This is a genomic window from Microbacterium sp. EST19A, assembly GCF_019969685.1.
GTDB lineage: Bacteria > Actinomycetota > Actinomycetes > Actinomycetales > Microbacteriaceae > Microbacterium.
Genome location: NZ_JAHXYZ010000001.1, coordinates 508,883 through 530,373, shown reverse-complemented (window position 1 = coordinate 530,373; position 21,491 = coordinate 508,883). Strand labels below are relative to the sequence as shown.

Below are 21,491 nucleotides of genomic sequence, written 5' to 3'. Positions count from 1 at the left end.
ACTCGAGAAGGAGAGAGCACATGCAGTATCTGCTGTTCATCATCAGCGACCCGGCCGCCCCGGAGTACGTGCCCGAAGAGGACAACATCGAGGAGTGGGTGGCCGACGTCGAACGCCGTGACGTCTCGTGGACGGGGAGCCGCCTGCGTCCGCCGTCCGATGCGACCACGGTGACCGTGCGTGACGGCCGGACCATCCTCACGGACGGGCCCTTCACCGAGACCAAGGAGTGGATCGCCGGGTTCGACCTGATCGACGTCGCCGATCTCGACGAAGCCGTCGAGATCGCGTCGAAGCATCCGATGGCCCGATTCGGACGTGTCGAAGTGCGGCCCACGTGGCCGTTCGAGTGATCCGATGAGCGATCCGACCGCGGTCGTGGAGGCGGGCCGCGTGCTCGCCGCCACGGTCGCGGCCGAACGTCTGCGCATCGTGGCGTCGCTCATCCGCCGCACGGGCGACTGGGATCTCGCGGAGGATGCCGTGCAGGATGCCGTGGCCAGTGCGCTCACCGCGTGGCCGCAGCGCGGCATCCCCGACAACCCCGGCGCCTGGCTCACCACGGCCGCGAAGAACGCGGCGGTGGATGCGCTGCGTCGCGCCGAGACCCAGCGCCGCACCGCGTCGCGCGCCGCGATCGAGGCGGCGGTCGACCTCGATGCACAGCAGTCTCCGGCATCCGTGCCCGATCGCACCGACGATGCGTTCGGTGTGATGGACGACGACCGGCTGCGCCTCATCTTCACGTGCTGTCATCCTGCGCTGCCCACGGGGGCGCGAATCGCGTTGACACTGCGCACGATCGCCGGGCTCGAGGTGGCGGAGATCGCGCGCGCGTTCCTCGTGACGGAGGCAGCTATGCAGAAGCGGCTCGTGCGGGCCCGCGCCAAGATCCGTGACGCGGGGATCCCGTACCGAGTGCCGGGTCCGGAGCAGCTGCCTGAGCGCACCCAGGGTGTGCTCGCGGTGCTGTACCTGCTCTTCACGGAGGGCTACTCGGGCGGTGCCGAGCTGGTGCGGGTGCCCCTGGCGGAGGAGGCGATCCGTCTCGGCCGCCTGCTCGCGTCGCTCATGGCCGGCTCGGCGCTGCTGCCCGAGGTCCTCGGTCTGCTGTCGCTGATGCTGTTCCAGCACTCCCGCGCGGCGACGCGTCTCGACGCGGCGGGCGACCTGGTCCTCCTGGAGGATCAGGATCGCGCGAGATGGGATGCGACCATGATCGGTGACGGTGTCGCCGCCCTGGCCGCATCCGAATCGGCTCGTCGCCGGTTCGACGGCGTCGTCGGGCCGTACCGGCTGCAGGCGGAGATCGCGAAGCAGCATGCGACCGCGTCGTCTGCCGACTCGACCGACTTCCGCCGGATCGCCGAACTGTACGCTCAGCTCGCGCGGGTGGCGCCGTCGCCGGTCATCGAGATCAATCGGGCCGTCGCCGTCGGGCTTGCCGAGGGCGCGACCGCAGGTCTCGCGATCCTCGACACGATCGACGACCCGCGCCTCGACGGATACCACCTGCTGCCCGCGGCGCGAGCGGACCTGCTGCGCCGTGCCGGCAGGGATGCCGAGGCGCTGCCGCACTACGCCCGCGCTCTCGAGCTCGCACCATCCGATCCGGAGCGCCGCTTCCTCGCACGTCGAATCGCCGCGCTTCGAGGCGAAGAGCGCCCCTGAACGTCGGAAGGGGCGCGTTCGTCGGGGAATACCGCACGGCATCTCCTCCTTACCTCCCACTGTGAGTCTCAACGAGTCCGCCGTCTTCGGCGCCCTGCACCTGTCCAACCGCGTCGTCATGGCGCCGCTGACCCGCACGCGCGCCGACGCCGACGGTGTGCCGACCGACGTGATGGTCGACTACTACCGTCAGCGCGCCGGGGTGGGGCTCATCATCACCGAGGGGACCTGGCCGGCCCCCGAGGGCAAGTCGTACCCGGGGCAGCCCGGCATCGTCACCCCCGCGCAGATCGAAGGATGGCGACGCATCGCGGATGCCGTGCACGAGGCCGGCGGCTCGATCGTGATGCAGCTCATGCACGGTGGCCGGGTGGGGCACCCGGCGATCTCCGGGGAGCCGAGGGTCGTGGGGCCGAGTGCGCTCGCCGCACCGGGGCAGACGCGCACGCCCGAGGGCAAGTTCGACCTGCCGGTCGCGCACGCCCTGACCGCCGGCGAGATCCCCGTCGTGGTCGAGCAGTTCGCGCAGGCCGCGCGCAACGCGATCGCCGCCGGACTCGACGGCGTCGAGGTGCACGGCGCGAACGGCTACCTCGTGCACGAGTTCCTGTCGCCGGTGTCGAACATCCGCGACGACCAGTACGGCGGATCACCCGAGAACCGCGCCCGCTTCGCGATCGAGGTCGTCACCGCTGTCGCCGCAGCCGTGGGCGCCGACCGCACCGGCATCCGTCTCTCTCCCCAGCACAACATCCAGGGTGTGCTCGAGGAGGACGACGCAGACGTCCGGTCGACGTACGCTGCCGTCGCCGAGGGGCTCGCGCCACTCGGCCTCGCCTTCGTCGATGTGCTCCAGGCTGCGCCGACCGGCGAACTCGTACAGCGCATTCGCCGCACCGCCGGCGCACCCCTCATCGTCAACACCGGCTTCGCGGTCGAGACCACCCGCGCCGAGGCCGAGTCGCTCGTCGCGGAGGGGTGGGCGGATGCCGTCGCCGTCGGGCGTCCGGTCATCGCCAACCCCGATCTGGTCGCTCGTTGGCAGCAGGATGCGGAGTTGAACACGCCTCGCCCCGAGCTGTTCTACGGATCCACCGCCGAGGGCTACACCGATTACCCGGCGCTCGAAACGGTGGGCGCCGAGGCCTGAGCGTCAGAGCCGCACGCTCCGACTCGCCGTACTTCGAAGCGAAGAGGGGCCCGTGAGTGCGGAAAGGACCGCCGGAGAGGCGCCGGGATTCGGAATACCTCGACGTCAGAGGTTTTATGTACCGGGGGCAGACAGCCGGGTTTCTTTGGGATACCATTGAGACGACTCTCCGCACTAGCGGCACATGCCATCCCCAGTGGCGTCGAACTACAGCGTCCCCAGCGCTTCGACATCGCCGTTCGAGAGTCCGAGGGCCCTCTCGAGTATTCCAGTCCCCACTGTGAGACTCGAGAGGGCCCCAATCTTTTCCGGGACGGGCACGCCCGCCGACGGATGCCGCGCACCGCGTCGCCCTGCGCGAATAGGCTGGGCTCATGGCAGCGAAGAAGGCGAAGGCCGCGAAGAACAAGCCCGCACCGGAGGACTTCCGCTCGGAAGCCCTGGCTCAGGCGCTCGAGAAGCAGGACGTGGCCGCTGTCGCCTTCGCCCTGCGCAACGGCACGACCGTCGTTCCCCTGATCACGCCCGGCGCGCGCGACAACCCGCTCGACAGCGGCGAGGTGTGGACCTACCGCGACCCGAAGACCGGCGACCTCGCGCTGCTGCTCTTCAGCGACGCGAAGAACAAGCCGGCGAACCTCCCGCCGGGCGTGGGCATCTACACCGCGGAATGGCTGCGGAAGTTCCTCGCGGAGCACCCCATCACGACCGTGTTCCTCGACATCGCCGGGCCTCATCCGATGCAGGCCGACCCGGTCGAGGTGCTGAAGGCACTCGACGCCTAGTCGTTCGAAGGGGCGGTCACGTCAGAACGGCGGGATGTCGCGCTGATCGCGGGGCGAGCGGTCGCGTGCCTTGATGTCTTTCAGGGCTCCGACGAGCGTCTTCGAGCGGTCATCGACGACCTGCTCGTAGCCGAGGCGAGATGCCTCGGACCGGCGCTGTGCGGCCTGGGTGACCGGACGGATCTCGCCCGCCAGGCTGAGTTCGCCCACCGCGGCGACCGTGCGCGGCACCGAGGTGCGCTGCACGGAACCGGCGACGGCGATCGCGATGGCGAGGTCGGCCGCGGGCTCGGTGAAGCGCACGCCCCCGACGGTCGAGACGTAGACGTCGAGGTCGCTGGTCTTGATGTTCGCGCGACGCTCGAGGATCGCGAGCACCATCGCGACTCGGGAGGAGTCGACGCCGTGCACGATGCGGCGGGGGTTCGGAGCGTTCGAGGGCACGGTCAGCGCCTGCACCTCGACCGGGAGCGCGCGACGCCCTTCGAGCGAGATCGCGACGCAGGTGCCCTCGGCCGTGGACTTCGAGAGGAACAGGCCGGACGGATCGGGTACCTCGGAGATGCCGGCGCCGGTCATCTCGAAGCAGCCGACCTCGTCGGTCGGACCGAAGCGGTTCTTGAGCGCTCGGATGAAACGGAGCGCGGTCTGCCGGTCGCCCTCGAAGTGGCAGACGACGTCGACGAGGTGCTCGAGCACACGGGGACCGGCGACCTGTCCGTCTTTCGTCACGTGACCCACGAGGATGATCGGCAGGTCGCGGTCTTTCGCGATCCGGATCAGCGTGGACGCGACCTCGCGCACCTGGCTCGGCTGCCCGGCCGCGCCATCGGTCAGCGACGACGACACGGTCTGGACCGAGTCGACGATGACGAGCTCGGGCTTCACCTCGTCGATGTGGCCCAGGATCGTCGCGAGATCGGTCTCGCTCGCGAGGTACAGCTCGTCGTGCAGGGCGCCGGTGCGCTCGGCGCGCAGTCGCACCTGGCCCGGCGACTCCTCGGCGCTGGCGTAGAGCACCCGCCGCCCTGATCGGGCGGCTTGAGCGGCGACCTCGAGCAGCAGCGTCGACTTGCCGACGCCGGGCTCGCCGCTGAGCAGGATCGCCGCTCCCGGCACGATGCCGCCGCCGAGGACCCGATCGAACTCGCCGACGCCGCTGGTGCGCCGCGGCGCGTCTTGCGTGGTGATCTGCGTGATCGGCCGCGCCGTGCGCTCGGCGGTCGGTGCGAGGGCCGTCACGCGCCGGAGGATGCCGGTCGGAGCGGCTTGCTCCTGCACCGTTCCCCACTGCTGGCATTCGCCGCAGCGACCGACCCACTTCGCCGTCGTCCACCCGCATTCGGTGCAGACGTACGCCGGGGGAGCGGGTTTTCGGGTGGCCATGCAGCCAGGCTATCGCCGGCATCCGACATCCCTATCGCTCGGCGCATTATTCACGGCCGAACCGCTCGATCCGCCAGCTCGCCTCTGGGACGATGGAGGCATGCGCAACGGCGGGCCCGTCTGCGGGCCGATCTCGACCTACTCCAGGGTGCAGCTCCTGCACCTGCTGTTCGAGGCGGAGCGTGCGCACGGGCGGGCCGAGCTCACGATCGGCGAGCTGTGCGGGGCCACCGGCCTCCACGCCAACACGGTGCGAGAGCACCTGCAGCGCCTCATCGAGGGCGGCTACGTCATCCCCACGATCGAGCACCGCACGGTGCGCGGTCGGCCACGCACGTTCTACCGTGCCGCGACCGGGGCACCGGGCGCATCGAGCCCCGTCGCCCGCGACAAGGCGAAGGCGGCTGCGCGCCGGGGAGACCTCATGCGCCGGATGCTGCCCGCTGCGGCATCCGCTCTGTCCACACCTGCCACCTACCAGCTCGACGCGCTCGTCGAGCATCTGGAGGAGAGCGGTTTCGAGCCCGTCGTCGACGACGTGCGGCTCACGGTCGACCTCAGCCCGTGTCCGCACGCGGCCGGTCGCCCCGAGGATCGCCCGATGCTGTGCCAGGTGCACCTCGGGCTCATGCAGGGCGTGCTGAACGAGGCCGGCGGGCCTCTGGTCGCGGCGTGCGTGCAGCCATCGGCCGACCCGGCGGACTGCCGGGTGCTGTTGACCGACCGAACAGGAGTCGCGCATGGAATGGCTTGACCCGCTCGTCCTCTCCCGATGGCAGTTCGGGCTGACGACCGTCTACCACTACCTGTTCGTGCCGCTGACGATCGGTATGGCGCTGGTCTCCGCGATCTTCCAGACCGCGTGGGTGCGTACCGGCAAGGTGCAGTACCTGCATCTGACCCGGTTCTTCGGCAAGATCTTCCTGATCAACTTCGCGATGGGCGTGGTCACCGGCATCGTGCAGGAGTTCCAGTTCGGCATGAACTGGTCGGACTACTCCCGCTTCGTCGGCGACGTGTTCGGCGCCCCCCTCGCCTTCGAGGGACTGCTCGCCTTCTTCTTCGAGGCCACGTTCATCGGGCTGTGGATCTTCGGCTGGGACAAGCTCCCGCAGAAGCTGCATCTCGCGACGATCTGGTGCGTATCGATCGGCAGCATCCTGTCGGCGTACTTCATCATCGCGGCCAACGCCTTCATGCAGAACCCCGTCGGGTACACGTACAACCCCGTGACGAACCGCGCCGAGCTCACCGACTTCTGGGCGCTGCTGACGAACCCCGTCGCGCTCGCCGCCTTCCCGCACACGATCTTCGGCGCGCTGATGTTCGCCGCCGGTGTCGTGATCTCGGTGTCGGCCTGGCACCTCTCCCGCGGCCAGCACTTCGACACCATGCGCATCTCGCTGAAGTTCGGACTGTGGGCCATGATCTTCTCGACCGCCGGCGTGGTGCTGACCGGCGACCAGCTCGGGCTCGCGATGTACGCGGCGCAGCCGATGAAGATGGCGGCGGCCGAGGCGACCTTCAACACCGTCTGCGGACCCGACGCCTCGTTCAGCCTCTTCACGCTCGGCACACCGGACGGCAGCTCCGAGCTCTTCTCCATCCGCGTGCCGTATCTGCTGTCGCTGCTGTCGACGCACACCCTCGATGCGTGCGTGCACGGCATCAACGACCTGAACGCCGAGTACAGCCAGACGTATGCCGACACCGGCATGACGGACTTCGCCCCGGTCCTCTGGGTCACGTACTGGGCTTTCCGCTGGATGATCGGCCTCGGCATGGCCGCCGGCCTCGTCGCCGTGATCGGCCTGTGGCTCACCCGCAAGAGCGCCAAGAAGCCGCCGGCGCAGTGGATGTGGAAGCTCGCCATCTGGTCGTTCCCGCTCGCGCTCGCCGCGAACATCATGGGTTGGGTCTTCACCGAGATGGGCCGGCAGCCCTGGATCGTGTTCGGGTTGATGAGCACGCAGGACGGCGTCTCGCCCGGTGTCTCCGGGCTCGAGGTGCTCATCTCGCTCATCTCCTTCACCGCGATCTACGCGGCGCTCGCGGTCGTCGAGATCCGCCTCATCGTCCGGGCCGCGCAGAAGGGCCCCGACACCGAAGAGCAACCCCACGATGAGACGGCCCAACTGCCGTCGGTCGTCTACTGAGAGGAAGGAGCATCATGGATCTCGCAACGCTCTGGTTCTGGATCGTCGGCTTCCTCTTCGTCGGCTACTTCGTGCTCGACGGGTTCGACTTCGGCGTCGGGATGTCGCTGCCCTTCCTCGGCCGCAACGACGTGTCGCGCCGTCAGGTCATCAACACGATCGGCCCCATCTGGGACCTCAACGAGACCTGGGTCATCGTCGCCGGCGCCTGCCTGTTCGCGTCTTTCCCGGAGTGGTACGCGACCCTGTTCAGCGGCTTCTACCTGCCGCTGCTGCTGATCCTTCTCGCTCTGATCCTGCGCGGCGTCTCGTTCGAGTACCGCCACCAGCGCGAGAGCGCGGCATGGAAGCGCGGCTTCGACCGGATGATCGTGATCGGCTCGGCCGTGCCGGCGTTCCTCTGGGGCGTCGCGTTCGGCAACATCGTGCAGGGCGTCGCGCTGGATGAGAACCACATCTACGTGGGCGGATTCTTCGCGCTCCTGAACCCCTACTCGCTGCTGGTCGGCCTCACGACGCTGCTGGTGTTCTTCCTGCACGGCGTGCTGTTCGTGGCGCTCAAGACCGACGGTCAGGTGCACGCGGATGCGCGGCGCCTCGCGAAGATCGCCGCCGTGCCGACGATCGTCGTGGCCGCCGGGACCGTGCTGTGGACGATCGGGATCGCCGCAGGCCGGGAGGCGCCGCTCCTCGGGCTGGTCGTCGTCGCCGGAGCGCTCGCCGCGGTCAGCCTCATCGCCGCCGTGCTCTTCTCGCTGCGCGGGCGGGACGGCCGGGCCTTCACCGCGGGAGCCGCGACCGTGCTGTTCGCGGTGGTCATGCTGTTCTTCGCACTGTTCCCGTTCGTCATGCCCTCGACGATCGACCCGGCGTACAGCCTCACGATCGCGAACGCCTCGAGCACGCCGTATACGCTGCAGATCATGAGCTGGACCGCGCTGATCGCCCTTCCGCTGGTCATCGCGTACCAGACCTGGACGTACTGGATCTTCCGCAAGCGCGTCACGCGCTCGTCGATCGAGGCGGCACCGGCACACGCATGAAACCCGTCGATCCGCGGCTGCTGCGATACGCGGGTGCCGCACGAGGGTTCCTCGCGGCATCCGCGCTGATCGGCGTCGTGCAGACGGCCGTGACGATCGCGTTCGCCTGGCTGCTGACGGATGCCGTGACCGGCGCGCTCGCCGGAAGAGATGTCTCCGGCTCGCTGCTGTGGCTGCTCGCCGCGGCTCTCCTGCGCGGCATCCTCATCGCGGCGTCGGATGCGGCCGGAACGCGCGCCGCCGCGAAGACGGGGATGCAGCTGCGGTCGGGCCTGATCGCCGCCGTCGGGCGGCTCGGGCCGGGGTGGCTCGCGCAGCGGAACCAGACCGAGCTCGCCGTGACCGCGGGCCACGGACTCGAGGCGCTCGACGCGTACTTCGCCCGGTACATCCCGCAGCTCGTGCTCACCGTGATCGCGACCCCAGTGATCGTCGCGGTGATGTGGTGGCAGGACTGGCCGAGTGGACTCACCGCGATCATCACCCTCCCGCTGATCCCGCTCTTCCTGATCCTCATCGGCATGGCGACGCGGACGGTTCAGAAGAAGCAGTGGCAGACGCTGCAGCGGCTCGCGGCACGGTTCGCCGACACGGTGCAGGGACTCTCGACGCTGCGGCTGTTCGGCCGTGACCGGCGTGCGGCCGACCGTATCGAGCAGACCGCCGACGAGTACCGCCGCGAGACGATGAAGGTGCTGCGGTTCTCGTTCCTCTCGGGCTTCGCGATGGAGCTGCTCGCCTCGCTCGCCGTCGCGCTGATCGCGGTGGCGGTGGGGTTCCGACTCCTCTCCGGCGACCTGTCCCTCGAGGTCGGGCTCTTCGTGCTGCTGCTCGCCCCGGAAGCGTTCCTGCCGATCCGGCAGGTGGGCGTGCAGTTCCACGCGGCGGCCGAGGGGGTCGCGGCGACCGAAGACGTGTTCGATGTGCTCGATCAGGCCGGGTCGCGCGTGCGGGGTGTTCACAACTCAGGACGAGCACCGGAAGGGGCGCCCCGAACGGGCCGTGCGGACTCCTCGCCGCCCGTTCTTCCTGACTTGCGCACGGGCGACCGGCGGCTCGTGGTCTCGGACCTCCGGGTACGCGACCTCCCACCCGTCTCGTTCACCGCCGACCCCGGCGCCATCACTCTGATCGAGGGTCCCAGCGGCTCCGGCAAGTCGAGTCTCCTCGCGGCCCTTCGGGGTGCGGCAGAGTTCGACGGCAGCGCCGTCTTCGCGGGCCGCGATGTGCGCGACCTGTCGCCCGCCGCGTGGCTGGCGTGGGCGGGACAGAAGCCGGGGCTGCTGCGCGGCACAGTCGGAGAGAACGTGGCCCTCGGGGATCCGGAGCCCGATGCCGACGGCATCCGCTCGGCTCTGGATGACGCGTGCGCCGACTCGATCGACGGGGACCGGATGCTCGGTGTGCAGGGCAGCGGGCTCTCGGGCGGGCAGGCGCAGCGTGTCGCCGTCGCCCGCGCGCTCTACCGGCACGCGACCGGTCCTGACCGGGTGCTCGCGCTCGACGAGCCGTCGAGCGCCCTCGATCCCGAGACCGAGGAGCGCCTGTGGCGGTCCCTGCGGGAGCGGGCGGATGCCGGGGCGACGATCCTGCTCGTCTCGCACCGCCGGTCGGCGCGGGACATCGCGGACCAGGTCGTGGCACTGGGGGTGAGCGCATGAGCTCTCTCACCCGTGCGGAGCGCGTGCGCGGTGTCCTCCGTCTCGCGCAGCCGCCGATCGGGCGGTTCCTGCCGGGGCTCGTCTGGGGTGTGCTCTCGGCCACCGCCGCGGTGAGTCTGCTCGCGGTGAGCGGATGGCTCATCGTGAGCGCCTCGATCGTGGATTCTCTCGTGGCACTGTCGATCGCCGTCGTCGGCGTGCGGTTCTTCGCGGTGTCGCGCGCGGTGACCCGGTACCTCGAGCGGCTGAGCGGACACGACGCGGCGCTGCGGCAGCTCGCGAGAACACGCTCCGACATGGTGCGCCGCCTCATTCCGCTGTCGCCGGCGGGACTCGGCGCGACCGACCGCGGCCGCGTGCTCGCCGCGCTCGCGGACGATGTCGAGAACCTGCAGAACCTTCCCCTGCGGGTGGTGCAGCCGCTCGCGGTCGCCGCCCTGGTCGCCCTCGGCGCCGTCGGGTTCCTCGTGTTCGTCTCGCCGATCGCCGCGCTCACGCTGGCCGTGTGCCTGCTCGTCGCCGCGGCGGCATCCGTCGGTCTCGGGTGGGTCTTCGGCTCGCGGGCCGAGGCGCTCGTCTCCGCCCGCCGGGCAGATCTCTCGTCGGCGCTCGTCGACTACTTCGGCAGCCTCGACGTGCTCCTGGCCTACGGTGCCGAGGAACAGGCGCGGGATCAGGTGCGCGAGGCGGATGCCGCGCTCCGAAGGCTTGTCGCCCGGGCGTCGCTCGCCCAGGCGATCGCGGCGGGTGCGGTGTCGGCGGTCGCGGGCGCCGCGTCGGTCTGGGCGCTCGCCGCGGCGGCTCCGGGACTCGCGACCGGCGCGATCGACGGGCCCTGGCTCGCGGTCGCCGTGCTCGTGCCGATGGTGGTGTTCGAGATCTTCGGCGCGGTGCCGATCGCGGCGGCATCCTGGCGGAGCGTGCGGGCGAGCGCCGAGCGCATCGTCGACGTGCTGCCCGAGCGGATGCCGGAAGAACTGCGGAGCGACGACGGCAAAGGTGCCGAGATCACGGGCACGCCCGCCCTGCGGCTGCGCGATGTCCGGGCGCACTGGCCGGGAGGCGCGGTGGCGTTGAACGGTGTCGACCTCGATCTGCGACCCGGAGAGCGAGTGCTGGTCGCGGGTCCGAGCGGCGCGGGGAAGAGCTCGCTCGCCGCGGTGCTCGTGGGCTTCTTGCGGGCTGAGGGGGAGTACCGCGTCGGGGACGAGGAAGGGGCGACGCTCTCGGGCCCGGCCCTGCGACGCACGATCGGACTGTGCGAGCAGAGCCCACAGCTGTTCGACGAGGACATCCGGCAGAACCTGCTGTTCGCGCGCGACACCGCGACCGATGAAGAGCTCCGCGAGGTGCTCGACCGCGTCGGGCTGGGGGAGTGGATGCAGGAGCGCGGTGGCCTCGACGCGCGGGTCGGAGATCGGGGTGCACTCGTCTCGGGCGGTCAGGCGCAGCGCATCGCCCTCGCCCGCGCGCTGCTGCGCGGCTTCCCGGTGCTGGTGCTCGACGAGCCGACCGCGGGCGTCGATCCGGATGCCTCCGACGCGCTGCTGCGCGACCTGCTCGGGGCGGCCGGTGACCAGTCGGTGCTGCTGATCTCGCACGTTGCGCCGCCGGACGGCACGGTGGACCGGGTGGTCCGGCTGGAGGCCGGGCGGACGGTCTGAGAGCGGTCAGACGGTCCCACCCTCGCGGAGAGCATCGAGCCGCGTGACGATCGCCGCGCGAAGGTCGTCATGCACGGACGAGAGAGCCGTGGCCGGATCGGCCCAGTTCGACGGGTCGTACAGCCAGACCGGCTTGCCGACGAGGTCCGCGGGCTCCCAGTCGTACCTCGGCCAGAGGTGCGCATGGATGTACGCGTCGGTGTTGCCGAGGATCTCGATGTTCATGCGTCGGAACCCGCGATCGAGCGATCGGCACGCGTCCTCGACGGCCGTGCCGAGCAGGTCGACATCCGCGAGGAACGCGAGCCGCTCGTCGCGGGGCAGTTCCGACAGTGCGGTTGCCGATGGGTCGCGGCTGAGGAGCACGCTGTATCCCGGCAGGAACTGCACGTCGCCGATGACGGCATATCCCGAGTCGAGACTCGCGAGCACCGTGGGGTTCTCTCCGCGCGCCGCCGCGCCGATCCTGTCTTCGCGCCAATCCATGTCCTCGAACGTAGCCGACGGACGAGGACGGTCAACCGTAGAGCGGCGTCGGCGGTTCCATGACGATGCCCTGCGCCTCGAAGGCCTTGCGGCGCTCCTCGATGCGGCGGTGCAGCTCGACTTGCGCGTCGTCGACGACCTGCGGATCGAGCGTAACCGTGTACGGATGCGGGTCGCCGTGGTGCGCCGCGATGTACGCGTCGAGCTCCGGGCCGCTCGTCCACGACGCGATCAGCGCGTAACGCGGTGCCGTGCCGCGGTGCCAGACCGCGTGCCAGAACCGCTGCGTGTCGACGACGATCCGCGACCCCGCGCGCAGCGGCAGGCGCACCTCGGTCGCCGGGTCGAAGCGGTCCGAACGCAGGATCAGCATCGACTCGGTGTCGTCGGTGAGGTTGAAGAAGCCGCGCACGACCCAGCCGGTGCCGTCGTCGTTGAGGCGGTTGTTGTCGTCCTGGTGCAGGTTGTAGACGGCGTCGGCGTACTCGTTCGGCTGCAGCTCGATCACTCGGCAGCGCCCGACGCCGGCGCCCGGCTCGAGTGCCCACTGCTGCAGGGTCGGCGCGATTGCGATCTGGGAGGCGACCCAGACGCCGTCCTTGTCGGTGCGGGGAGGCGTGTGGTTCCAGAATCCGTTGCAGTCGACGTCGCCGGCATAGCTGGTGAGCGGGGCGAACCGCGTGATGCCGGAGGAGCGCCAGCGCACGTACTCGAGTCCGAGCCATTCCGCGGGGTCGACATCGGCGGAGTGGTCGTCGAGGATGACGTAGCCGGTCTCCGCCAATGCGTCGGACGTGATGAAGCCCATCGGTCGCATCCTTCCCTCGGGGTGCTTAGGCCATCCTAACTCGGGAGGCGCAGCGAACCGGGGAGGTGTTCAGGCGATCTCGACGGTCCGTGCTGCCCCGGTGAGCGCGGTGAGGTCGCCCGTCGACAGCTCCGAGGTGACGACGGCGTCGGGGGCGTCGATCGCGCACAGCGAGACGAAGCACGTGGTGCCGAACTTGCTCGCATCGATCGCCGCTATCGTGCGCTGCGACGACGCGCGCGCCGTGCGCTTCACGGCCGCATCCTCGACGTTCCACTCCGAGAAGCCGTGATCGAGCGAGAATCCGCTGGCCGTCATGACGTACACGTCGAAGCGGTGAGCGAGGAGGTACTCGACGGTCTCGGCACCGCTGATGCTGAGCTCGCCGGTGCGGACGAGGCCCGGGGGCATCAGCAGGCGCACCGACGTGGATCCGGCGAACTCCCACGCGACGCGAAGCGAGAGCGGGCACACCGTGATCTGCCGGTCGGTCAGCGCCTGCGCGATCGCGATGCCGGTCGTGCCGCCGTCGAGCACGACAGTGCTGCCGTCGTCGATCAGCTGTGCGACCCGTGCGGCGATCGCCTTCTTGTCGGCGGAATGCGTCTGCTCCCGCACGGCGATGGGGGGTTCGTAACTGCTGCCGATGGCGAGCTGTGCACCGCCGTGATACCGCTTGACGGCTCCCGCGTTCTCGAGCGCCTCCAGGTCGCGGCGGATCGTGATCTCCGTGACGCCGATGCGCGTGCCCAGGTCGGCGACCGACAGCGACCCCGCGTCTTTGAGCATCGCGATGATCTCCTGATGCCGGAGGTCCTTTGCGTTCACCATGCCTCCATTCTCTTTCACCGTCGCCGGAATCGCTTCGAACGAAAGTCAGCGTACCCTCTTGACGGATCAAATGATCATTACTTATGATCATTCAAACATCACGACTGTTTGAATCGATCGGGATTCAGGCGGGCTTTCAACGAAAAGAGTTGCCATGGCGGATCGCACGCCCTTCGAAGAGGACATCCTGGAACAGCCCGAGGCGCTGCGCCGTCTCGCCGCATCCGCCGCGTTCCCCGCCGCGGGGCTGGGCGCCGTCGAACGGGCGGAGCAGCGCATCATCCTCACGGGGATGGGCTCGTCTCACTTCGCCGGCATCCCCACCTGGCGCCGTCTCGTCACCGCCGGCCGTCCGGCATGGAACGTCGATGCCGGCCAGCTGCTCGATGCTCCGGGTCTTCTGCGCACCGGCAGCACCCTCGTCGCGACGTCGCAGTCGGGTGCCAGCGGAGAGGTCGCGGAACTCCTCGAGCGCCGGGCCGCCGGAACGCTGAGCTTCGACCAGGCGATCGGCATCGCAGATGCTCCGGACAGCCTCCTCGCCCAGGGCTCCGACACGTTCCTCCCGCTGCTGAGCGGCACCGAGGCGACGGTCAGCACCAAGAGCTATCTGAACACTCTCGGCGTGCACCGCCTGTTCTCGGCATCCGTGCTCGGCGAGGACTCGCTCTCCGTCCGCGCCGAGCTGCTCGCCGCGGCTGACCTGGTCGAGCAGGCGATCATCGGCGTCGACACCGCCGAACTCGCCGCCTCTGTCGCCGGGCACCCTCGGCGCCGCCTCGCCTTCGTCGGTCGCGGCGATCACGCGGCGACGGCGCTCTACTCGGCACTGATCACGAAGGAGTCGTCGAAGGTGGCGGCCGAGGGGTACATCGGCGGCCAGTTCCGTCACGGCCCGTTCGAGCTCGCCGGCGACGGCCTGACCGTCGTGCTGTTCGGCTCGCGCGCCGACGAGCCTGATCCGAGCCAGCGTCGCCTGGCCGAGGACCTCGTGGCCAGCGGGTCACGCGTCGTCTTCGTCGGCGACGACTCCGTGCCGGGTGCGCTGACCATCGAGGTGGACCGGGGGAGCGACCTCACCGCCCTCCTCGTCGACTCCGTCGTCGCACAGCTCCTCGCGGTCGAGCTGGCGAAGGCCAACGGCGTCGTGCCCGGCGAGTTCCTGTTCGGCAGCAAGATCACGACGGTGGTGTGACGATGGCATCCGCAGCGCTCCCGACGAGCGTCGACACGCTGGTGATCGGCGGCGGCACCGGCGGCACCGCCTTCACCGGGGTTCTCGCCGCGCACTCCGACGAGTCGATCCTGCTCGTCGAGGCCGGACCCGACTACGGCTCCTTCGCCGATCAGCAGTGGCCGGCCGACATGCTCGACGCGCTGAACATCCCGCTGTCCCACGATTACGACCTCGCGACGTCAGAGAACGACTTCACGCCCGGCGTCGACCTTCCCCGGGCGCGCATCATCGGCGGCTGCTCGGCGCACAACGGATGCACCGCATCGATCGGCGCTGCCCACGAATACGACGAGTGGGCCCGGGTCGCGGGCGACGCGCGCTGGACCGCCGACGAGGTCGTGCCGCTGCTCGAATGGGCACGCGAGCGCTTCCGCGTGAGTCATACGACCATGGAGGAGCTCACCCCGCCGCAGCGTGCTTTCGTCGACGCCGGCATCGCGGCCGGGATGCCGCTCGACTTCGATCTCGACGACATCGCGGCGGGCGAGGGCATCGGCCCGATGCCTGTCAACATCGTCGACGGGGTGCGCTGGAACGGCGCCTTCGCCTTCCTCGATGCGGTCCGGTCGCGACCGAACCTGCGGATCGCGGGTGGCGTGCAGGCCGAGCAGATCGTCGTCGACGGCGGTGCGGTCACGGGCGCGTGGCTTCTCGTCGACGGCGAGCGGATGCTGATCACCGCGAAGCGCGTCGTCATCGCGGCGGGCGCCTATCACTCTCCGGCGCTACTCCTGCGGTCCGGCATCGGACCGCGGGGTGAGCTCGCCGCTCTCGGCATCGAGACCGTCGTCGACCTTCCCGGAGTCGGGAAACACCTCTTGGATCACTCATGCGTGCAGCTGAACTTCGCGGGACGCGCGGGTCTGGTCGACGAGCTCCGTGCGCTGCCGTTTCACCCCGACGAGCAGACCGTCGGGCGCTTCCGCTCGACCGTGTGCGACGACGGTCCCTACGACATCCACGTCTTCATGGTCGCCGGTGAGAACAGCGGCCACCCCGGCCTGCCGCCGATCTCGCTGTACGGCGGGGCGATGCGTGCCCGATCCGAGGGCGAGGTCACGCTCGGCGCGGACCTCGACGTCGTCAGCCCCGTCATCGATCACCGCTACGGCACGGACGCTGCGGGACACGACCGCCAGGTTCTCGCCGAGGCACTGCAGCTGCTGCGCACGATGGCGGAGCACCAGGGCCTCGCCGACGTGCTGGGCGACGAGGTCACCGACGGCACCGATCCACTCGATCGGATCGTGAACTACTGCCACCCGGCGGGCAGCTGCAAGATGGGCGCGGCATCCGATCCCCGGGCCGTCGTCGACGGCGCCGCTCAGGTGCACGGGGTGCAGGGACTGCTCGTCGCCGACGCGTCGATCATGCCGAGCATCACCCGCGGCAACATCAACCTGCCGACCGCGATGATCGGCGCCCGTGTCGCCGCGACGGCGCTGGGCATCTCTGCCGCCGTCGTCGCACGCACCGACTGAACTGACCCCTCGCATCGACTCGAAAACCCCCGCACCGACCCGAACTAGGAGCCACTCATGTACCCACGCAACAGACGACGGGCAGTGCAGGCCGTCGCAGCGCTCACCGGACTCGCCCTCGCCGCCACCGGCTGCAGCGCGGGGATGGGCGGCGGCTCCGGCTCCGACGACGCCGAAGACGCCTCCGGCGCGTTCGACTGGAAACGCTACGACGGTCAGGAGATCTCGGTGATGCTCAACGAGCACCCCTGGACGACCGGCATCAAGGAGCACCTGCCCGAGTTCGAGAAGCTCACCGGCATCAAGGTGTCGCTCAACACCTACTCCGAGGATCTGTACACCGCGAAGGTCGAGCAGGCCGTCCGCTCGGGCTCGGCGCCCGGCGTCTACATGCTGCCGATGGACGACTTCGCCGCCACGCAGTTCGACGCCGACCTGATCGAGCCGCTGTCGCCTTACCTCGAGAACGCGTCCCTGACCAGCGACGACTACGACTTCGACGACTTCCCGGCGGGCCTCGTCGACCCGGGGCGGTTCCCCGCCGGAGAAGCGGATGCCGCCGTCTACGAGATCCCGATCGCCACGGAGTCGTACATCCTCTTCTACAACAAGCAGATCGTCGACGAGTACCTCGGAGGCGTGGTGCCCGAGACCATGGACGACCTCATCGCCGCAGCGCAGAAGGTCACGGCCGAGGGGAACGGCGATGTCTTCGGCTCGGTCGTCCGCGGCGTGCGCTCCGACGGGCCCCGCGACACGATCACCGGCATGGTGCTGAACCAATGGCCGCTGGACCGTGAGATCGAGTCGCCGTACAACGTGTGGTTCGACGGTGCATGGGATCAGCCGCGGCTCACCGATCCGTCGATCGTGAAGGGCCTCTCCGACTATGCGGCGCTGATCGCGGCCGGTCCGAGCAACCGCTTCAACATCGACTGGCCCGACGCGACCAGCCTCTTCGCGCAGGGCAAGGCTGCGTTCTTCATCGACGCGAGCGTGTTCGGGCCCGGCTTCGAAGATTCCGAGACCTCGACGATCAGCGGAGACGTCGGCTACGCCGCCATCCCCGCGGGAGACGTCGAAGGCAGCGCGGGCGTGTGGTCGTGGGGACTCGCCATGGCGAAGAACGCGCAGAACAAGGGCGCGAGCTGGCTGTTCCTGCAGTGGGCGACGAGCAAGGAGATGACCGCGAAGCTCGGCACCTACACCGGAGGAGCGCCGCGTCAGTCCTCGGCATCCGACGCCGCGTATCTCGAGTCGCTGAACCCCGAGTTCGTCGAGGTGACGACGGATGCCGCGGCCACCGCCCGTACGACGGCGGTGCTGCGGGCCAACTGGAAGCCGGGCGTGCTCGTGATCGTCGACGGCATCCTGGCGGTCGCGAACGGCGATGATCCCGAGCAGGTCTTCTCCCGGGCGAACGAGCAGATGAAGTCGGCGCTCGAATGACCGCCACCGAGCTCCTCGTCACGACGGACGGCACTCGGGGCGCGCGTCGCCCCGGGGTCGTCCCCGGGAAGGGGCCGGCTCCCCGCCGAGCGGCATCCGGCGGGGGAGCGGCGCTCTACCTCGTGCCGATGATCGTGCTCCTCGGTCTGACCTCGGTCGTGCCGATCGTCTACTCGCTCTCGCTCAGCCTGTTCAACTGGAACTGGGGATCGCGGTTCGACTTCGTGGGGCTCGAGAACTACGCGGCCCTCCTCGGCGATGGGGAGTTCTGGGCCTCGCTGCTCCGCACCGCGCTGTTCACCGTGCTGGCCGTCGTGTTCGAGATCGTCCTCGGTCTCGCGATCGCCATGGCCGTGCAGTCGATGACCCGGGGTCTCGGGTGGCTGCGCACGATCTTCATCCTGCCGCTCATGGTGTCGGGGATGGTCGTCGCGCTGGTGTGGAAGGTGATGCTCGACCCGACGCTGGGCGTCATCCCCTTCCTGCTGGGGAAGATCGGACTCTCGGGCGTCGACGTGCTGGGATCTGCGACCACCGCCCTGCCGGCGCTCGCCGGCATCGACACCTGGTGGCAGACCGGCTTCGTCTTCATCATCCTCAGCGCCGGTCTCGCCGGTCTCCCGAAGGAGCCGTTCGAGGCGTCGCACGTCGACGGCGCGAACGCGCTGCAGCGCTTCCGGTACCTCACGCTGCCGATGATGGTGCCGATCCTGCTGACGGTCGCGGCGATCCGCACGGTCGACTGCCTCAAGGTGTTCGCCCTGGCCTTCGGAACGACCAACGGGGGCCCTGCCCAGTCCACCGACTTCACCCAGATGCTCGCGTATCGCACCGCGTTCCGCGAGTTCAAGATGAGCGAGAGCATGACGATGATGATCACCTACACGCTCCTGATCGTCGTGGTGCTCGCCGTCGTCGGCCTCATCCGGAAAGCAGGACGACGTGCGCTCTAGCCTCTCCAGTCGGATCGGCCGTGGCGTGTTCGTCGCGCTCGCCGTGCTCGCCACGATCTTCCCGTTCGTGTGGACGCTGAACCTCGCCACGCAGAACACCGCTGCCGGCAACGGCCCGACCTTCTTCTCGGCGCCGTCGTTCGAGGCGTTCGCCGCGGTCTGGGAGAACAGCGACTTCGTCGGGTCGATGATCATGAGCGTCGTCGTGGTCGCGCTCACGGTCGTCCTCTCGCTCCTCGTCACCGTGCCGGCCGCGTACGCCCTCGTGCGCTTCCGGGTGCGGGGGAAGTCCGGTGTCGTCGTCTGGCTGCTGCTCGCCTACCTGCTGCCCGACTTCCTCATCGCGATCCCGATGTTCGCCCTGCTGCAGAACGTCGGTCTCTACGACACTCCGCTCGGGTTGGCGTTCGCCTATCAGGTGTTCATGGTGCCGCTCGCGATGTGGCTGCTGCTGCGCTTCTTCGAGGAGGTGCCGGCGGAGCTCGCCGAGGCGGCCAGTATCGACGGCGCCTCGCGGTTCGCGACCCTCGTGCGGGTGTACCTGCCGATCGTGCGTCCGGGGATCGCGACGACGGCCGTGCTCATCGCCGTGACGGTCTGGAACGAGGTCACGCTCGCGCTCTCGCTGACCCTCAACAACCCCACGGTGCCGATCGCGATCGCCGCATACAAGGGCTACGCTTCGATCCAATGGGATCAGCTGGCTGCTGCATCGCTGCTGGCCATGGCGCCGGTGATCATCTTCGCGATCTTCGCGCAGCGGCACATCGTCAGCGGACTGACGGCGGGGACGGGCAAGTGAAGGTCATCGGCGTCGACATGGGCGGGACGAACATCCGCGCCGCGCTCTTCGACGGTGGTGCGGAGATTCGCACGGTGGTGCGTTCTGCGACTCTGGGGGCGGGTGAGCGGCCGGCCGAGACGATGCTGGCACTCGTCCGTGAGGTGGCCGGTGAGGAGCCGGTCGCCGCTGTCGGGATGGCGATCACGGGCCCGGTCGACGTGCGGACGCGGATCGTGCACAACCCGCACACCCTCCCCGACTGGTCGGGATCCGCGTGGGTCGACGAGGTGGAGGCCGCCCTCGGCCGGCCGGTCGTCGTCGAGAACGACGCGATGGGCGCGGCGTTCGGAGAGTTCGCGCGCGGTGGCGGACGCGAGGCCGAGGTCATGGCCATGGTCACGCTCGGCACCGGGATCGGCGTCGCCGTCGTGTCGCGGGCGACCGGCGCGCTCCGGGGGGCCGCAGCCTTCCACCCCGAGGGCGGGCACCTGCTGATCGGAACCGGCGCGCTCGAACGCGTCGACCGCTGCTACTGCGGTCAGGTCGGATGCTGGGAGGAGCTGTGCAGCGGCACCAGCATCCCGAAGTACTGGACCACCGACGGCCGCATTCGCTGGGACGACTACGGGCAGATGCTCGCTCGCGGCATCCGCAACGTCACGCGGGCCTACGCACCCGACACGGTCGTGTTCGGCGGCGGTGTGAGTGCCAACTTCGACGACTTCGCGCCGGCGCTGCGGGAGGCGTTCGCGGACCCCGATCCGATGGGCGCACCGGTGGTCTTCGTGCAGGCGGAGCTGGACGAGCCCGGATGCGTCGGCGCTGCTCACCTGGCGGCCGCGCTCGCCGACTGACCCCCGCCCGCCGCCTGACCGTCGATATTCTGGAGCGATGACTCAGCCGCAGGGCGCCCTCCTCGTAGGCAGCGTGAACTTTGACGATGCCGAGACCACGATGCGCACCGCCGTGGAGCTGCTCGGCTCGCACCTGCGGCGACTCCCGGACGGCGAGGTCGGCAAGCGGTTCCACTGGATCATGTTCCAGCCCGACGTGATCGGCCAGGCCGACGGCATCGAGCGCATCGGCGACGAGCCGATCCCGTTTCCGGCCGGCATCGACGCCCGCGGCCTGCGCATCGCAGAAGGGACGGATGCCGCCGCGATCGCGCTCCCGCCCCTCGGCTACGCCTCGGCGGCCATCGAGTCGTATGCCGTGTTCACGCGCCTCCGTGAAGAAGGGGCCGTGCCCGCCGGCATCCGCTTCCAGGTCTCGCTGCCGACGCCGCTCGCCGTGATCTCGTCGTTCTTCCACGGCGACGACCGCGCCGCGATCGAGCCCGTCTACACGGCGGCGATCCTGCGCGAGCTCGACGAGATCCTCGCCGCCATCCCGCACGACGACCTCGCCGTGCAGTGGGACGTCGCGAGCGAGATGGGCATCATCGAGCGGGCCTCGGGATACGGAGCCCTCATGGAGGCCTGGTGGCCGGGCGACCCGTTCGACGGCCTCGTCTCGAGCCTCGCCGCGTTGGTCGATGCCGTGCCGACCGACGTCGAGGTGGGCGTGCACCTCTGTTACGGCGACGCGGGGGAGAAGCACTTCTTCGAGCCGACGGATGCCGCGAACCTCGTCCGCTACGCGAACGCCGTGGTCGCGGCATCCGCTCGATCGATCACGTGGCTGCACCTGCCGGTGCCGATCACGCGCGACGACGAGGCGTATTTCGCGCCGCTCGCGGGGTTGGTTCCGGTGGAGGAGCTGTACCTCGGAGTCGTGCACCGCGAGGACGGGGTCGAGGGTGCGGCACGACGGGTCGCCGCCGCTGCAACTTTCGCGCCCGAGTTCGGCGTCGCGACCGAGTGCGGCATCGGGCGAGCGCCGGCCGGGTCGACCGAGGGCATCCTCCGGACGCACGCCGAAGTCGCCTCCGCCTGGTGAGATTCCCG

At 69.6% G+C, this 21,491-nt stretch carries 20 protein-coding genes; 16 read left to right on the top strand and 4 right to left on the bottom strand.

Annotated elements, in window-relative coordinates; all coding sequences use genetic code 11:
* Positions 1-20 precede the first annotated feature (20 nt).
* From LC452_RS02730 to LC452_RS02715, 4 genes are all read left to right on the top strand, one after another.
* Complete coding sequence (locus tag LC452_RS02730) at positions 21-353, top strand: YciI family protein (RefSeq protein ID WP_223622487.1); 333 nt, start codon at positions 21-23, stop codon at positions 351-353.
* A 4-nt stretch (positions 354-357) separates the two neighbouring features.
* A complete protein-coding gene (locus LC452_RS02725) occupies positions 358-1,671 on the top strand; it encodes an RNA polymerase sigma factor (RefSeq protein ID WP_223622486.1) in 1,314 nt (437 codons plus the stop codon).
* 61 nt (positions 1,672-1,732) lie between these two features.
* The gene (locus LC452_RS02720; RefSeq protein ID WP_223622485.1) at positions 1,733-2,821 is read left to right on the top strand and encodes an alkene reductase; all 1,089 of its coding nucleotides are present in this window, start codon (positions 1,733-1,735) and stop codon (positions 2,819-2,821) included.
* Positions 2,822-3,195: 374 nt separating this feature from the next.
* Positions 3,196-3,606, top strand: a complete 411-nt coding sequence (locus LC452_RS02715) for a dehydrogenase (protein ID WP_223622484.1) — start codon at positions 3,196-3,198, stop codon at positions 3,604-3,606.
* A 21-nt stretch (positions 3,607-3,627) separates the two neighbouring features.
* Here LC452_RS02715 and radA read toward each other — a convergent pair whose 3' ends face one another.
* Entirely contained in the window at positions 3,628-4,992 is a 1,365-nt protein-coding gene (gene radA / locus LC452_RS02710) for a DNA repair protein RadA (RefSeq protein ID WP_223622483.1), read from the bottom strand.
* A 100-nt stretch (positions 4,993-5,092) separates the two neighbouring features.
* Here radA and LC452_RS02705 point away from each other — a divergent pair, with 100 nt between their 5' ends.
* From LC452_RS02705 to cydC, 5 genes are read left to right on the top strand one after another with little or no spacing between them, the layout of a single operon-like run.
* Positions 5,093-5,746, top strand: coding sequence for a helix-turn-helix domain-containing protein (locus LC452_RS02705; protein ID WP_223622482.1), 654 nt, complete (start codon positions 5,093-5,095; stop codon positions 5,744-5,746).
* A complete protein-coding gene (locus tag LC452_RS02700) occupies positions 5,733-7,148 on the top strand; it encodes a cytochrome ubiquinol oxidase subunit I (protein WP_223622481.1) in 1,416 nt (471 codons plus the stop codon). Before LC452_RS02705 ends, LC452_RS02700 begins: the two co-directional genes overlap by 14 nt.
* A gap of 14 nt (positions 7,149-7,162) precedes the next feature.
* The gene (cydB, locus tag LC452_RS02695) at positions 7,163-8,191 is read left to right on the top strand and encodes a cytochrome d ubiquinol oxidase subunit II (protein WP_223622480.1); all 1,029 of its coding nucleotides are present in this window, start codon (positions 7,163-7,165) and stop codon (positions 8,189-8,191) included.
* Positions 8,188-9,852: a thiol reductant ABC exporter subunit CydD gene (cydD, locus tag LC452_RS02690; protein WP_223622479.1), complete on the top strand. Its 1,665-nt coding sequence runs from the start codon at positions 8,188-8,190 to the stop codon at positions 9,850-9,852. The genes cydB and cydD overlap by 4 nt, the downstream gene beginning before the upstream one ends.
* Positions 9,849-11,516: a thiol reductant ABC exporter subunit CydC gene (cydC, locus tag LC452_RS02685; protein WP_223622478.1), complete on the top strand. Its 1,668-nt coding sequence runs from the start codon at positions 9,849-9,851 to the stop codon at positions 11,514-11,516. Before cydD ends, cydC begins: the two co-directional genes overlap by 4 nt.
* A 6-nt stretch (positions 11,517-11,522) precedes the next feature.
* On the opposite strand, the gene LC452_RS02680 is transcribed toward cydC, so the two are convergent.
* The 3 genes from LC452_RS02680 to LC452_RS02670 form a co-directional block, all read right to left on the bottom strand.
* Entirely contained in the window at positions 11,523-12,002 is a 480-nt protein-coding gene (locus LC452_RS02680) for an HIT family protein (RefSeq protein WP_223622477.1), read from the bottom strand.
* 31 nt (positions 12,003-12,033) lie between these two features.
* Entirely contained in the window at positions 12,034-12,810 is a 777-nt protein-coding gene (locus tag LC452_RS02675) for a hypothetical protein (RefSeq protein WP_223622476.1), read from the bottom strand.
* A gap of 69 nt (positions 12,811-12,879) precedes the next feature.
* A complete protein-coding gene (locus LC452_RS02670) occupies positions 12,880-13,641 on the bottom strand; it encodes a DeoR/GlpR family DNA-binding transcription regulator (protein WP_223622475.1) in 762 nt (253 codons plus the stop codon).
* Positions 13,642-13,795: 154 nt separating this feature from the next.
* On the opposite strand from LC452_RS02670, the gene LC452_RS02665 reads away from it, so the two are divergent.
* From LC452_RS02665 to LC452_RS02635, 7 genes are read left to right on the top strand one after another with little or no spacing between them, the layout of a single operon-like run.
* Positions 13,796-14,836 carry an SIS domain-containing protein gene (locus tag LC452_RS02665; protein WP_223622474.1) on the top strand — a complete coding sequence of 347 codons (1,041 nt, stop codon included), beginning with the start codon at positions 13,796-13,798 and terminating at the stop codon, positions 14,834-14,836.
* Positions 14,837-14,838: 2 nt separating this feature from the next.
* Complete coding sequence (locus LC452_RS02660) at positions 14,839-16,359, top strand: GMC family oxidoreductase (protein WP_223622473.1); 1,521 nt, start codon at positions 14,839-14,841, stop codon at positions 16,357-16,359.
* A gap of 57 nt (positions 16,360-16,416) precedes the next feature.
* The gene (locus LC452_RS02655) at positions 16,417-17,808 is read left to right on the top strand and encodes an extracellular solute-binding protein (protein WP_223622472.1); all 1,392 of its coding nucleotides are present in this window, start codon (positions 16,417-16,419) and stop codon (positions 17,806-17,808) included.
* Complete coding sequence (locus tag LC452_RS02650; RefSeq protein WP_223622471.1) at positions 17,805-18,761, top strand: carbohydrate ABC transporter permease; 957 nt, start codon at positions 17,805-17,807, stop codon at positions 18,759-18,761. Before LC452_RS02655 ends, LC452_RS02650 begins: the two co-directional genes overlap by 4 nt.
* Positions 18,751-19,563 (top strand): carbohydrate ABC transporter permease, encoded by an 813-nt coding sequence (locus tag LC452_RS02645; RefSeq protein WP_223622470.1) that lies wholly within the window; start codon positions 18,751-18,753, stop codon positions 19,561-19,563. Before LC452_RS02650 ends, LC452_RS02645 begins: the two co-directional genes overlap by 11 nt.
* Positions 19,560-20,399 (top strand): ROK family protein, encoded by an 840-nt coding sequence (locus tag LC452_RS02640; RefSeq protein ID WP_223622469.1) that lies wholly within the window; start codon positions 19,560-19,562, stop codon positions 20,397-20,399. The genes LC452_RS02645 and LC452_RS02640 overlap by 4 nt, the downstream gene beginning before the upstream one ends.
* A 37-nt stretch (positions 20,400-20,436) precedes the next feature.
* A complete protein-coding gene (locus tag LC452_RS02635; RefSeq protein ID WP_223622468.1) occupies positions 20,437-21,483 on the top strand; it encodes a hypothetical protein in 1,047 nt (348 codons plus the stop codon).
* Positions 21,484-21,491 lie beyond the last annotated feature (8 nt).

Coding starts and splice junctions, on each gene's coding strand:
- LC452_RS02730 (WP_223622487.1), top strand. CDS start 21: ATGCAGTATCTGCTGTTCATCATCAGCGACCCGGCCGCCCCGGAGTAC.
- LC452_RS02725 (WP_223622486.1), top strand. CDS start 358: ATGAGCGATCCGACCGCGGTCGTGGAGGCGGGCCGCGTGCTCGCCGCC.
- LC452_RS02715 (WP_223622484.1), top strand. CDS start 3,196: ATGGCAGCGAAGAAGGCGAAGGCCGCGAAGAACAAGCCCGCACCGGAG.
- radA (WP_223622483.1), bottom strand. CDS start 4,992: ATGGCCACCCGAAAACCCGCTCCCCCGGCGTACGTCTGCACCGAATGC.
- LC452_RS02705 (WP_223622482.1), top strand. CDS start 5,093: ATGCGCAACGGCGGGCCCGTCTGCGGGCCGATCTCGACCTACTCCAGG.
- LC452_RS02700 (WP_223622481.1), top strand. CDS start 5,733: ATGGAATGGCTTGACCCGCTCGTCCTCTCCCGATGGCAGTTCGGGCTG.
- cydB (WP_223622480.1), top strand. CDS start 7,163: ATGGATCTCGCAACGCTCTGGTTCTGGATCGTCGGCTTCCTCTTCGTC.
- cydD (WP_223622479.1), top strand. CDS start 8,188: ATGAAACCCGTCGATCCGCGGCTGCTGCGATACGCGGGTGCCGCACGA.
- cydC (WP_223622478.1), top strand. CDS start 9,849: ATGAGCTCTCTCACCCGTGCGGAGCGCGTGCGCGGTGTCCTCCGTCTC.
- LC452_RS02680 (WP_223622477.1), bottom strand. CDS start 12,002: ATGGATTGGCGCGAAGACAGGATCGGCGCGGCGGCGCGCGGAGAGAAC.
- LC452_RS02675 (WP_223622476.1), bottom strand. CDS start 12,810: ATGGGCTTCATCACGTCCGACGCATTGGCGGAGACCGGCTACGTCATC.
- LC452_RS02670 (WP_223622475.1), bottom strand. CDS start 13,641: ATGGTGAACGCAAAGGACCTCCGGCATCAGGAGATCATCGCGATGCTC.
- LC452_RS02665 (WP_223622474.1), top strand. CDS start 13,796: ATGGCGGATCGCACGCCCTTCGAAGAGGACATCCTGGAACAGCCCGAG.
- LC452_RS02660 (WP_223622473.1), top strand. CDS start 14,839: ATGGCATCCGCAGCGCTCCCGACGAGCGTCGACACGCTGGTGATCGGC.
- LC452_RS02655 (WP_223622472.1), top strand. CDS start 16,417: ATGTACCCACGCAACAGACGACGGGCAGTGCAGGCCGTCGCAGCGCTC.
- LC452_RS02650 (WP_223622471.1), top strand. CDS start 17,805: ATGACCGCCACCGAGCTCCTCGTCACGACGGACGGCACTCGGGGCGCG.
- LC452_RS02635 (WP_223622468.1), top strand. CDS start 20,437: ATGACTCAGCCGCAGGGCGCCCTCCTCGTAGGCAGCGTGAACTTTGAC.